The sequence below is a fragment of the Veillonella parvula genome, from assembly GCF_024461875.1.
In the GTDB taxonomy this organism is placed as follows: Bacteria; Bacillota; Negativicutes; order Veillonellales; family Veillonellaceae; genus Veillonella; species Veillonella parvula_I.
This window is the reverse complement of sequence record NZ_JANGAL010000005.1, coordinates 22,428-37,446: the sequence shown is the minus strand read 5'-3', so window position 1 is coordinate 37,446 and position 15,019 is coordinate 22,428. Positions and strand designations below refer to the sequence as shown.

Below are 15,019 nucleotides of genomic sequence, written 5' to 3'. Positions count from 1 at the left end.
TTCGGGGGCGGCTCATCATAAGGAGGAAGTATGAAATTCAAAACATTTATGCCTGTATTGGCACTTGCTTGTGTGTGTGCGGTAGGTCAAGCGGATGCGGCTCAAGATCGATTGATGATGTCGGAACAACCAGCTGAACCATTAAATGTGATTGAAGCAGAAGTGGCCATTCCTGTACCTAGCGAAGAAGTTCACGACGTAGTGAATGCTTTTACACAATTCCAATTGGATCAAAAAGGCAAATATATCATGGACGACTCTCGCGTTATGAAGGGGCAAGAACGGTACCGCAACAATGTGTTGTACTACATGAACGTTCGCCGCAGCTGGTACATCGTGAGCCATCGTTATAAAAATGACAGCTATGCGCGCATGGCGTTAGATCGTTTGTACAACGATTACAAACAGTTCTTTACAGAACATGCGACTGTATCTGAAGACGCTAAATTGGACTATGCGCAACAAATCATCGATATCTTGGATCGCAATACAGCCAATGTACATGATGATGAATTGCGTTTCTACATGAACGAAATGGTGATCTTTAGCTTGAACGAAGCTATGAAAGACGGCAATAATCGCGTGAAACCTGTGGACGAAAAAATGGCTCCTGCGATGGACGAACTTCCTACAGTAGACCTTCGCAAGGCGATTAATGCGCCCACAATTCAATAAAATTTAGACTATATAAATGGTGAAAGCCGAGGCACAATCTGCCTCGGCTTTTGTCATACATAGACTAAATCTCTCATATATGAATATGTAAATTTAATTCCATAAATATATAGAAAAGATGAAGAATTTCTATCTTATTTTTTAAATCTATTAAATAAACTATAAAAATGAATGAAACATGAAAAAGTTGTTTACAATATTGAATATTTTTGATATAGTAGTCAATAGAGTGAGTATCTTAAAGGAAAAAGATATACGTAATAGTACTTAAACTATAGTATTGAGTACTATTGTTTTATGTTAGAAGTGTAGATGATTTTTTATGTCTATTACTTCTTCTTTTATTTTGTTTTTTATATGAGGCTATAAACAGAATGCGTAACCGGTAGAATCGGTAGTTCGTGAGAAAGGAATAACATGAATCGAATTTATAATGTAATTTGGAGTAAAGCTAAAAATTGCTATGTTGTAGTATCTGAGTTAGTAAAGAGCGGTGGCGGTAAAAGTGGCGTGACTTCTACGAGAAATAACACTACATTCCGTGCAGCTTTATGCGCTTTTGCTATTACGGGTTGTTTAGTATCGGGAATTGCAGAAGCAAATGTAGTACAAGGCCCTGGCGCTGCTGCTACTGGTAGCAATAGCGTTGCAGTCGGTGATAATGCGAAATCCGCAGGTGCTAAGTCTGTGGCTGTAGGTAATGACGCGACTACATTAGCAACAAGTGAAAATGGTATTGCCATCGGTAATGGTGCAAAGGCTGAAGGTCAACAACGAGTGAAGGTTCCATATCCTGCGGGTACTATTGCTATCGGTCAAGGGTCAGTTGCAAAGGAAAATGGTGATATTGTAATAGGTCGTCAAGCGAAGAGCACGATTTCCAAGTATCATCAACAACCTGGATCCGGTGCAGTTGTAATGGGTGCAGAAGCTGCTTCTTACGGTTCTCGTGGTGACGTAGTCATCGGTGCTGCAGCGGAAGCTAATATAATTAGAAAGAATGCTACTGTTGATGGTGACGGACAGCTGTTTTCACAATCTGTAGCTATCGGTAGTGTAGCGAAGGTATATGGCACACAATCTGTCGCTATCGGTGGTGATGTAAGATCTATTGGACACTCTTCTATCGCTATCGGCGGTGATGATATCGATAAAGCAAAACCTGATTTATATAAGGTTATTCCTGATTTAGCGGTGCCAGGTACGCAGAAAAACTTTAACCGTGAAGTGGCTGCATTACATCCAAGTGGATTGGGTACAGCAGGTCTTAATGATAGTAAGAACTATGTAAATACTGCTTCTATCGGAAATGCCAGCCTTGCTATTGGTATGATGACACAGTCTTTAGGCACAGGCTCTAATGCTATCGGTGCTAACTCCTTGTCAAAAGGTGTGGCTAGTTCCGCTATTGGTGCTATGGCTCGTAGCTGGGGGAATAACTCTCTGGCTATCGGTAGCCAAGCCGGTGCGTATGGTGAGAAATCCACATCCCTCGGCGATGCGAATATAGTAGGCTTTGATATGACAAATGCTACTCTATCTGGTTCTGCTGCAGGCGCTCTTGGTAGAGGCAATAAGGTATATGGTAATAATGCATATGCTATCGGTAGTGAAAATACCGTAGGGTCGGCTACTGTTACTGAAACTACAGAGTCTAATGGCGATAAAATTAAAAAGGTTACTGCTGGTACGGTTAAAGGTAATACAGCCGGTGCGTTCGGTTATAAGAATACCATTACAACGGATAATTCCTATGTAGTAGGTAGTAACTCCACTATTTCCGCAGATAACGGCATGGTTTTAGGTAACAGTGCTACTGTGACAGGGGCTAATGGTTTAGCTCTTGGTAATAATACGAAAGTAGCTAATGACAATGCCGTAGCTATCGGTAATGGCTCTGAAACAGCAGCAGCTGTGGCTACTCCTTCTGCCACAATCAATGGGGTAACGCATAATTTCACAGGCACAAACCCTGCCTCCACAGTAAGCGTAGGCAAAGCAGGTATGGAACGAACTGTTACTAATGTAGCGGCCGGTCGTATTTCTGCTACCTCCACTGATGCTATCAATGGTAGCCAATTGTTTGCAGTTAAAACAGAAGTAGAAAAAGGTGTATCCTATGCAGGCGATGTAAAAGCTGCAGCAGCTACAGATAATAAATTTACGCGTAAATTAGGTGAACAAACTAATATTGTAGGCGGCGTGACCGATGCAACTAAGTTAACAGATAACAATATCGGTGTCGTTTCCAATGGCACTGATACGCTAAATATTAAATTGGCTAAAACATTGACTGGTTTGGACAGCGTTACAGCTGGCGGCACTACTATCAATAACGGCGGTTTGACCGTAGATGGTAAAAACTATGTATCTCCAAACGGTATCAATGCAAATAACCAAAAGATCACCAATGTAGCTGATGGTACTAACTCTAATGATGCGGTTAACTATAGTCAATTACAAAATGCGATTAACTCTATCGATAAAGTGCCTACTGTGAAAGCAAAAGATGCAAATGTAACTGTAACAGAAGGTACAAATGCAGCAGGTGGTAAGGAATATACTGTTGGATTAGGCAATACAATCAATGTTGGTACTGCACATCCTGTAACTGTAGATGGTAATGCAGGTCATGTAACAGGACTTCAAAATACAGATTGGAATGTAGCCAATCCTGTGGTTGTTCCTGGTCGCGCGGCTACAGAAGATCAGTTGAAAAAGGTTAACGATACAGTTAATACCAATAAGAATCAAATCGACAAAAATAAACAAGCTATCGCTGATAATAAACAAAATATCACAACAAATGCCGGTAATATTGCTAATAATACGCAAAATATCGCAAAGAACGCTGGCGATATCGTTACTATCAATAAAACTATTGAAAAAGGGTTGAACTTTGACGGTGACTCCGGTGCAACAATCAATAAGAAATTGGGTGATACTGTTGCCGTTAAAGGCGGTGCTACAGGCACATTGTCTGATAACAATATCGGTGTTGTATCCGATGGTACTGGCACATTGAATGTGAAATTGGCTAAAACATTGACAGGTTTGGACAGTGTTACAGCTGGTGATACTACCATCAATAACGGCGGTTTGACCGTAGGTGGTAAGAATTATGTATCTCCAAATGGTATCAATGCTAATGACCAAAAGATTACCAATGTCGCTAACGGCGACGTGGTTGCTAACTCCAAAGATGCAGTTAACGGTGGTCAATTACATCAAGTTAAGCAAGATCTTGGTGACCAAATTACAAATGCCAAGAATGATTTAAATAATAAAATTGATAATACTAAAACTGACCTTATCAATAAAGGCCTTCGTTTTAATGCTGATAATGACGATGAAAAAACGAATAAATTAGGCTCTAAAGTGACTGTAAACGGCGATGATAACATCACTACAGAAATTACTCAAACTGGTGATGATACTAAGATTGCTCTTAAATTAAAGAAAGACCTTAATGTTAGATCTGTTACGGCTACAGACACTGTGAAAGCAGGGGACGTAACAATGGGTAAACAAGCTGATGGTGCGAACCCTGGTAATACAGGCAACTATATTACTGGTCTTGATAATAAGACTTGGGATCCAGGTAATGTTGTATCTGGTCGTGCCGCAACAGAAGACCAATTGAAACAAGCTTTGGCAAATCAAACTGCAACAGGCCTTAAATTTGATGCCAATGTAGGCGGTGTACAAACTAGTAAATTAGGTTCTACCGTAATCGTACAAGGCGAAGGTAAAGCTGCTGATAGCGATTATAGCGGTGAAAATATCAAAACTTTCATCAAACAAGATGCAGCAACAGGTAACACAACCATTGACGTGAAGATGAGCAAAAATCTTAAAGCTGAATCTGTAAAAGTTGGCAAAGGTGATAATAAGGATGGTGTATCTATCACAGGTCCAGATGGTGCGAACGGTACAGACGGCAAAGTAGGTATCACAGGTAAAGACGGTAAAGATGCTGTATCCATGTCTGGTAAAGACGGCATTGGTCACATTGGCCTTAATGGTAAGGATGGTCGTAGTGCTGATATCTCTGTTGAAAAAGGTGACCCTGATATCGAAGGCAACGAAATCACGCGTATTAAATATCAAGACGAAAATGGTAAAACACACCAAGTGGCAACCAAAGACGATGGTATGAAATACGGTGGCGATAGCGGTGCTGTAATCAACAAAAAGCTTAACGAACAAGTAAACATAATCGGCGGTATTACTGATGCTAGCAAGTTGACTACTGAAGATAATTTAGGTGTAGTATCCGATGGTAGCAATAACCTCAAGGTTCGTATGGCAAAAGACTTGAAAGGCCTTGAAACCGTAACAACTAAAGATGCTGCAGGCAACACTACAGTTGTAAATGGTGGCGGCATGAAGATTACACCTGCTAGTGGTAACCCTGTGAGTCTAACTAAAGATGGTTTGGATAACGGTGGTAACAAGATTACTAATGTAGCTAAAGGTACAGCTCCAACTGATGCAGTCAATAAATCTCAATTGGATCAAGCTGCAGCTGCTGCGACTACAACGGTAACAGCAGGCGATAATATTAAGGTTACGCCAAGCGACAATCCGAATGGTTCCAAAAACTATGAAGTAAGTCTTAAAGACCAAGTAACATTGGGCTCCGATCCTAAGAAACAAATCGCCATCGATGGCAATGCAGGCACAATCAAAGCTGGCGACAAGGTTGAAATCGACGGCGATAAAGGGACTATTAAAGTTGGTAAAGATGGTCAAGATGGCGTATCCATCACAGGCCCAGATGCGGCGAACGGCACAGACGGCAAGGTAGGTATCGCTGGTAAAGACGGTAAAGATGCTGTATCCATGTCCGGTAAAGACGGTGTAGGTCACATCGGTCTTAATGGTAAGGACGGTCGCAGTGCTGATATCTCTGTTGAAAAAGGTGACCCTGATATCGAAGGCAACGAAATCACGCGTATTAAATACCAAGACGAAAATGGTAAAACCCACCAAGTGGCAACTAAAGACGATGGTATGAAATACGGTGGCGATAGCGGTGCTGTAATCAACAAAAAGCTCAATGAACAAGTAAACGTTATCGGTGGTATTACTGATGCTAGCAAGTTGACTACAGAAGACAATTTAGGTGTCGTATCCGATGGTACTGGCAACCTTAAGGTTCGTATGGCTAAAGAGTTGAAAGGTCTTGAAACAGTAACAACTAAGGATGCTGCAGGTAATACTACAGTTATGAACGGTGGCGGTGTAACAATTACACCTGCTAGCGGTAATGCAGTAAGCCTTACTAAAGATGGTCTCAACAACGGTGGTAATACAATTACCAATGTTGCGGCTGGTGTAAACGGCACTGATGCGGTTAACGTAAATCAATTAAAAGGTGCAACAGATAAGATGGCGAATGCAATCAATGCTGTAGCGGGCGAAACACAACGTGTAGGCGCTCATGCGGCGGCTATGGCTGCGTTGAAACCAATTCAATACGATCCATTGGAGCCAACTCAAGTAATGGCTGGTGTTGGTAATTACAGAGGTGAAACAGCAGCGGCGTTAGGTGTTGCACATTACTCTGCAGAAGACACAATGTTCCATGTAGGCGTATCTGTTGGTGGTCATCACAATATGGTGAATGCCGGTGTGACTCACAAATTCGGTAACTCCGATGCGAAGAAAGCAATCCCAGAACGTTATAAAGGTGGCCCTATTAGCTCTGTTTATGTGTTGCAAGATGAGGTAACAGCATTGAAAGCTGAAAATGCACGCATGCAAGAAAGCCTTAACGAATTGTCTTCTGTGAAGGCTGATAATGCACGTATGCAACAACGTATTGATGAATTATCCTCTGTGAAGGAAGATAATGAACAAATGAAGGCTCAAATTGCATTGTTGATGCAACAAGCAGGGCTTACAAAGTAAATTTGACTTGATTAAATGGATTATTTAGTATACTCTAGTCATGTAAGAATCATGTAAGGAATATGAAAGCCGCCCTTTGGGAGGCGGCTCATCATTAGGAGGATTTATGAAATTCAAAAAATTTATGCCTGTATTGGCACTTGCTTGTGTGTGTGTGGTAGGTCAAGCGGATGCGGCTCAAGATCGATTGATGATGCCGGAACAACCAGCTGAACCATTAAATGTGATTGAAGCAGAAGTGGCTGTTCCTGTACCTAGCGAAGAAGTTCGCGACGTAGTGAATGCTTTCACACAATTCCAATTGGACCAAAAGGGCAAGCGTATCATGGACGATTCCCGCGTTATGACTGGTCAAGAGCGTTACCGCAACAATGTGTTGTACTACATGAACGTTCGTCGTAGTTGGTACATCGTAAGCCATCGTTATAAAAACGATAGCTATGGTCGTTTAGCATTGGACCGTTTGTACAACGATTACAAACAGTTCTTTACAGAACATGCGACTGTATCTGAAGACGCTAAATTGGACTATGCGCAACAAATCATCGATATCTTGGATCGCAATACAGCTAATGTACATGATGATGAATTGCGTTTCTATATGAACGAAATGGTAATCTTCAGCTTGAACGAAGCCATGAAAGACGGTAATAATCGCGTGAAACCTGTGGACGAAAAAGCAGCTCCTGCGATGGATGAACTTCACACAGTGGACCTTCGTAAAGCGATTAATGCACCTACAATTCAATAATTTTAGATGATTCAATTATAAGAATTAAGTGTTGTTGTGTTGTATTGTATTTCTTATAATTGTATGACCGATAAAAAATATCGGGGTGTTGTTTGTATTAACAATACCCCGATATTTTTTATGCATATAATTTTGCAATCAATGTGATTCGCTGACCTTGAATCACCTTATATGTAATTTTTTTTACGATGGCCGTAAAGTTGTGATGCAGAAATTGTAACTGATCGTTAGGTTGAACGTCCGCATCATATGTGAATACGCCTTCTTCCCCATTAAAGCGACCTTTGATTGTGAAAGTTTGATTATCTCGTGTAACTACGATATCTTCTTCGGTAACCGTATTCGGTTTATCTATATTTTGTTGTAAGATATTGAGTTCTGACATAGATTTCTTCCTCCTTTCTGCTTTCAGTATAACAATAAAAATTAAAAAACACATGGAGTAATCGTATAAATTGTTTTTATACACATATGCTCTATTTCTATAAAGCCTATAAAGCCCGCCGGTACGCCTTTAGAGGGACTTGGAATAAAAAAAGGAATGACGGCGATTTGAATTTCACCTGTCATTCCTTTTACTATATAATAAAATGCTACCTTTATTGATTGTGCAATAGTTAATTGGCTTAAGTAGGTATGTAGTAATTGTGTACGTACATTGAGTCAAAATGGCAGAAACACTGTACGATATCCGTTTATGAAAAGATATCATTCTATTATATGGTCTATCATAAATCAGAATGATGAAGAGAAAATAAATTGGTTACATATGGTGTGATATTGGGACATAATAATGGAAAGTTTTGTATTATTTATGAAAGTAGGTGAATAATAGTAAAAAAATACAGCATTTATGCAGAATATTCAGTATATTTAATTTTATCGAAATTATTAATAACTTAAACACAAAAGTTTTATGAAAATAAAATGAAAAAAAGTTTACTTTTCCCGTAATTTGTGGTATTTTAGATATACACATTCAAGAATGTCGATGAATTCTCAATACATCATCGATACATCATTGTTATTTCATTAAATATGTAGATAGTTAGTTAGTAAGTTTTATAAGTTTTATAGGAGAAAGATTAATGAATCGAGTATTTAAAGTGATTTGGAATCGCACAAAGGGCTGCTATGTTGTGGTGGCAGAAACAGCAAAGAACATGACGAAACGTTCCTCTTTGTCGGTTGTATTCTCTAAAATGGTAGGTGCTACAGCAGTTGCCGTTATGTTGACAGGCGTTATGATGCCTACGGATGCCTTGGGGGCACCGATTAAAAATGGTGTCGGAGCGACAGCTGAAAACGACGGTGGTATCGCGATTGGTGACAGAACAAATGCTCGCGGTGACTATAGTGTGGCTATGGGTACAGACGCTACTGTTGGTAAAAATGATCCATCTGAATCTGAAAGCCAAAATGGTATCGCTATCGGTCATGGTGCTACAGTAAGTGTTAACCCTGCTACGGCAACACCAGGTATTACAGATAAGAGCGGTGGTATTGCCATCGGTCATGATGCGACAACTAAGGATATCAATACAATTGCTATTGGTACAAGCACTATCGGTCAAGGTGCGCAAGCTGTAGCTATTGGTCGTAATGCGCGCACAATTGCTAATAACGGCGTAGCTATTGGTAACGAAGCACGTGTACAATCCACGAACGGCTTTGCGTTGGGGAACAATGCACGTGCCGGTTTTGATGAAAACAATCAATTGATAGGTCTTGATAATGATCAGGCTTTCGGTTCCAATGCACGTGCTTACGGTGGGTCCTCCATGGCGTTCGGTAATAATGCGAAGGCATCCAAAGGGGGTGCTATTGCTATGGGTAATGGTTCTCAATCTCGAGGTGATTGGGGTGTAGCCATCGGTAATGGTGCAAAAGCATTGGCACAAGGTGCTCGCGCAATCGGTGCTAACTCTACAGCTGATGCTACTAATGCTGCTGCTATGGGTTGGGATAGTGTGGCTAGCGGTGAGGCTTCTATTGCTATCGGTGAGACGGCAAAAGCGACTGCAAATAATTCTATTGCTATGAGTAAAGCTGCAATCGCAGCTGCAGATGATTCCATTGCCATCGGTAAAAATGCATCAGTTGATGCGAATCAACAACGATCGATTGCATTAGGTGCTAACTCCAAGACTGATAATGTAGTAAGCACACCAAATCAATTGGTAAATGGCTTATGGTATAAAAACTATGCCGGCGGCTCTGCTGACTCTACACTTAGCGTGGGTAGTGATACGCTAAAACGTACTATCACAAATGTGGCTGCAGGTCGTGTGAATGCACAATCTACAGATGCAATCAATGGTAGTCAATTATATGCTGTTGCAAATACCTTGGGTAATTTAGCAAGCACTACAAAAGGCCTTTTAGGTGGCAATGCAGCGCTTGACCCTGATACGGGTAACTTGTCGATGAGCAATATCGGCAACACTGGTAAAGGCACGATTCATGATGCTATTAAATTCAATAAAGACACTATAGATAAAGGCCTTAACTTCGATGCTAATACAGGTGGTGCGAAAAACAACCTATTAGGTTCTAAAGTTACCATCAAAGGCGACGGCAGCAATATCAATGCCGCAATTACACAAGCTAATGGTGATACAACTATTAATATGACATTAGGTAATACCATTAAAGTAGGCACAGCAAAACCTGTAACTATTGATGGTACTACAGGCCATGTAACAGGTCTTCAAAATAAAGACTGGAATGTAGATAATCCTGTAGCTGTATCGGGCCGTGCTGCGACAGAAGATCAGTTGAAAAAGGTAAACGATAAAGTTAACACTAATAAGGCTGATATCGATAAAAATGCTGGTGATATCAATACTAACAAGCAAAATATCACTAAAAATGCTGGCGACATTGCGAATAACAAAACTGATATCGCTAAAAACAAGCAAGATATTTCCACTATTAATACAACCATTAGTAAAGGCTTGAATTTTGCTGGTGATACAGGTACTGTAAGTAACAGACAATTAGGTGATACAGTTACTGTTAAAGGCGGTGCTACAGGCACATTGTCTGACGGTAATATCGGTGTTGTATCCGACGGCAATGGCACATTAAATGTGAAATTAGCTAAAACATTGACAGGTTTGGACAGCGTTACAGCTGGTAATACTAAGATTGATAACAGCGGTTTGACTGTAGGTGGTAAGAACTATGTATCTCCATCAGGTCTCAATGCGAATAATCAAAAGATTACTAATGTTGCTAATGGTAGCGACCCTAATGATGCAGTTAACTATAGCCAATTACAAGCTGCTATCGGTGGTACAGCTAAAGCATCCACTGTAAAAGCGAAGGATGCGAATGTAACTGTAACAGAAGATACAAACGCAGCAGGCGGTAAGGAATATACTGTTGGCTTAGGCAATAAAATTACCGTAGGTACAGCACATCCTGTAACTGTAGATGGTGATACAGGTCATGTAACAGGCCTTACAAATACAGATTGGGATGTAGATCATCCTGCGGCTGTATCTGGTCGCGGTGCTACAGAAGATCAGTTGAAAAAGGTTAATGATAAAGTTAACACTAATAAAACTGCTATCGATAAAAATGCTGGAGATATCACTACTATCAATACAACTCTTGATAAAGGCTTGAACTTTGATGGTGACTCCGGTGCAGTTATCAATAAAAAATTAGGTGAAAAACTGTCTGTCAAAGGCGGTGCTACAGGCGCATTATCCGACGGCAATATCGGTGTTGAATCCGACGGCAATGGCACATTGAATGTGAAATTGGCAAAAACGTTAAGCGGTTTAGATAGCGTTACAGCTGGTGGTACTACTATCAACAACAGCGGTTTGACTGTAGGTGGTAAAACATATGTATCTCCAACAGGTATCAATGCGAACGATCAAAAAATTACCAATGTTGCTGATGGTGCTGTAGGTGCAGGTAGCAAAGACGCTGTAAACGGCGGTCAATTGCACGATGCTAAAAACGAATTAAATACTAATATCAATAATGCTAAAACTGATCTTATCAACAAAGGCCTTCGTTTCGATGCAGATAATAACAGCGAAAAAACGAACAAGCTCGGTTCCAAGGTGACTGTAAACGGTGATGACAACATCACTACTGAAATCACACAAACCGGCGACGATACTAAGATCGGCGTTAAATTGAACAAAAATCTTAATGTTCAAACATTGACGGCTACAGATACCGTGAAAGCTGGCGGCGTAACAATGGGTAAACACGCTGATACTAAAAATTATGTGACAGGCCTTGATAATAAAGATTGGGATGTGAACACATCTAATCCTGTAAGTGGTCGCGCAGCTACAGAAGATCAATTGAAAAAGATCAGCGATGTTGTTAAGAGCCAAGGTGCTGCTGCTACAGATTATCGTTTGGTGAAAAATGCAGCTGCTGCAGATGAGGCTTATACAGTTGATTCTAACGGTGATATTGACTTAACTGTAGAGGATAAAAACCATGCAGGTAGTAAAGAAACTGTTAAGATTAAGGACGTTGCCTCTAAATCTAGCCTCGATAAATTGACAGATCGTGCTGTTAAGTATGACTTGGATCCTGCTGGCACTGTTGATAAAACTAAAGTAAGTTACGAAGGTCCTACCTATGCTAATAAAGTGGGTGGCACTCATGTAACTAACTTGGCATATGCTACTGGCAACGACGGCAGTGAAGCAGTTAATGTGGATTACTTGAAAGATAGAATCAAAGATAGCGAAGACGCATTAACTAATAAAGGTTTGAAATTCGACGCTAACAGTGGCGGCGTAAAAACTAATAAACTTGGCTCTACGGTTACTGTTAAGGGTGAAGGTGCTGATGCTGATGCTAACTACAGCGGTGAAAATCTTAAAACTTTCATCACACAAGATCAAGATGGCAACACAACTATCGATGTGAAGATGAACAAAAACCTCAAAGCTAATAGTGTGGCTATTGCCGGTAAAAACGGTCAAGACGGCGTTACACTTAAAGGTGGCGACGCTAAAAACGGTGTAGATGGTACAAGCATTAATCGTTTAGTGACCGAAGATAAAGACGGTAATACACATACGCTTGCAACCCTTGATGATGGTATGATGTATGGCGGCGATACAGGTAATGTAATTAAAAAGAAACTTAACAATCAAGTGAATGTTAAGGGCGGTATCTCCGATGAAAGCAAATTAGCTGCTGAAGACAACATCGGTGTTGTTTCCGACGGTTCCGATACATTGAAATTGCGCTTGGCGAAAGAATTGAAAGGCTTAACGTCTGCTACTTTCACAAACGGCGGCAATAATACTGTTATCAATGGTGATGGTATGACAATCAATCGTGCTGGCGGCAATGCAGTAAGTCTTACAAAAGACGGCTTAAATAATGGCGGTAATAAGATTACGAATGTAGCTGACGGCACAGATCCTAACGATGCAGTTAATAAATCTCAATTGGATAAAGCTACAGCAGCTGCATCCACAACGGTATCGGCAGGTAATAATATTACTGTGACACCTAGCACCAATGCGAATGGTTCCAAGAACTATGAAGTAAGTCTCAAAGACCAAGTGACATTAGGCTCTGATGCTACGAAACAAATCGCGTTGGATGGTACTACAGGCACAATCAAAGCTGGTGATAAAGTTACAATCGACGGCAACAAAGGTACGATTAAAGCTGGCAATGTAACAATTGACGGTGAAAACGGTACAATCAAGGCTGGCGATAAGGTAACTATCGACGGTAAAGATGGCAAGATTGCGGCAGGCAAGGTATCTGTTGATGGTAAAGACGGTTATGTGACAGGTTTGGAAAACAAAGATTGGGATCCTAACAACATCACAAGCGGTCGTGCTGCTACAGAAGACCAATTGCAAAAATCTCACAAAGCCTTGGATAATAAGATTACTAACCTAGGTGATGAAATCACGAAAAAAGGTATGAATTTCGCCGGTAATACAGGTGAATTCCACCGTGATTTAGGCCAAAAGGTTACTATCAAAGGTGAAGGTACAGAGTCTGACGATAAATACTCCGGCGAAAATATTAAAACAGTAGCCGACCAAGATGGTAATGTTAATATCAAGATGGCGAAAAACCTTAAGACTGACAGCTTAACTACTGATAAGGTAAAAGTTGGTAAAAACGGTCAAGATGGCGTATCTATTACTGGCCCTAATGGTGCTGACGGTACAGACGGCAAAGTAGGTATCACAGGCAAAGACGGTAAAGATGCTGTATCCATGTCCGGTAAAGACGGCGTTGGTCATATCGGTTTAACTGGTAAAGACGGTCGTAATGCGGATATTACCGTTGATAAAGGTGATCCAGACTTAGATGGTAACGACATCACTCGTATTAAGTACCAAGACGAAAATGGTAAGACCCACCAAGTGGCAACTAAAGACGATGGTATGAAATACGGTGGCGATAGCGGTTCCGTAATCAAGAAAAAGCTTAACGAACAAGTTAATGTAGTGGGTGGCATTACTGATGCTAACAAGTTGACTACAGAAGACAATTTAGGTGTCGTATCCGATGGTACTGGCAACCTTAAGGTTCGTATGGCGAAAGACTTGAAAGGTCTTGAAACAGTAACCACTAAGGATGCTGCAGGTAATACTACAGTTATGAATGGTGGCGGTGTAACAATTACACCTGCTAGCGGTAATGCTGTAAGCCTTACTAAAGATGGCCTCAACAACGGCGGTAATACAATTACCAATGTAGGCCCTGGTGTAAACGGCACTGATGCAGTTAACGTAAATCAATTGAAAGGTGCTACAGATGGGTTAGCTAATGCTATTAACTCCGTAGCGGGCGAAACACAACGTGTAGGCGCACATGCAGCGGCTATGTCTGCATTGAAACCTATTCAATATGATCCATTGGAACCAACTCAAGTAATGGCTGGTATCGGTAATTATAGAGGTGAAACTGCGGCGGCTCTTGGCGTTGCACATTACACAGCAGAAGATACAATGTTCCATGTAGGCGTATCTGTTGGTAGCCACCATAACATGGTAAATGCTGGTGTAACTCGTAAATTCGGTACTTCCGATGCGAAGAAAGCAGTTCCTGAACGTTATAAAGGTGGTCCTATCAGCTCCATGTACGTAATGCAAGATGAAATGACTGCTTTGAAAGCTAAGTACGAAAAAGTACAACGCGACAATGAAGAAATGAGAGCACAAATTGCATTATTGATGCAACAAGCGGGCTTGAAATAATATGAAATAACATATTGATACGGCAGTGCTTATAAAAGGCGCCAAAAGCGAAATGCTTTTGGCGCCTTTTTTTATACAAAAAAATAGTTTAAATGGCTGTTATAAACATATATATGTCATGGTTAACTTGTAATGTAATTAAAATAGGTGAGTAATAATTGGATCATAATAGTTTACTAAGGTAAAATACATTTTTTTCATGAAGTTAATTTTATGCGAAAAAATTAGTACATTTAGCATATTCATAAGGTATATGACGGGGTTTTTGTATATTCATAAATATTTATGATTTAGAAGTGGTGTAGAGTGAAAATTTTTTTACTTTTAGTATAGAATATGATATGTTTAATATGATATGCATCGGTAAATAGCCATATATTAACTGTATTATTACTTTTTAAAATAGTTATAAAATATTTTATTATATTCATATAATTTGATAGTTTTATGCAAGGAG

At 40.3% G+C, this 15,019-nt stretch carries 5 protein-coding genes; 4 read left to right on the top strand and 1 reads right to left on the bottom strand.

Going from position 1 to position 15,019, the window contains the following annotated elements:
• The first annotated feature begins 30 nt into the window (after positions 1-30).
• The 3 genes from NE668_RS08080 (at position 31) to NE668_RS08070 (ending at position 7,342) form a co-directional block, all read left to right on the top strand.
• Positions 31-675: a hypothetical protein gene (locus NE668_RS08080; RefSeq protein ID WP_227037162.1), complete on the top strand. Its 645-nt coding sequence runs from the start codon at positions 31-33 to the stop codon at positions 673-675.
• 417 nt (positions 676-1,092) lie between these two features.
• Positions 1,093-6,591 (top strand): ESPR-type extended signal peptide-containing protein, encoded by a 5,499-nt coding sequence (locus tag NE668_RS08075; protein ID WP_105087341.1) that lies wholly within the window; start codon positions 1,093-1,095, stop codon positions 6,589-6,591.
• A gap of 106 nt (positions 6,592-6,697) precedes the next feature.
• Complete coding sequence (locus tag NE668_RS08070; protein WP_105087342.1) at positions 6,698-7,342, top strand: hypothetical protein; 645 nt, start codon at positions 6,698-6,700, stop codon at positions 7,340-7,342.
• Between the two features lie 118 nt (positions 7,343-7,460).
• Here the strand turns inward: NE668_RS08070 and NE668_RS10520 are convergent, their stop codons facing one another.
• Positions 7,461-7,727: a hypothetical protein gene (locus NE668_RS10520; RefSeq protein ID WP_004692901.1), complete on the bottom strand. Its 267-nt coding sequence runs from the start codon at positions 7,725-7,727 to the stop codon at positions 7,461-7,463.
• Positions 7,728-8,430: 703 nt separating this feature from the next.
• On the opposite strand from NE668_RS10520, the gene NE668_RS08060 reads away from it, so the two are divergent.
• Positions 8,431-14,562, top strand: coding sequence for an ESPR-type extended signal peptide-containing protein (locus tag NE668_RS08060; RefSeq protein ID WP_227037161.1), 6,132 nt, complete (start codon positions 8,431-8,433; stop codon positions 14,560-14,562).
• Positions 14,563-15,019 lie beyond the last annotated feature (457 nt).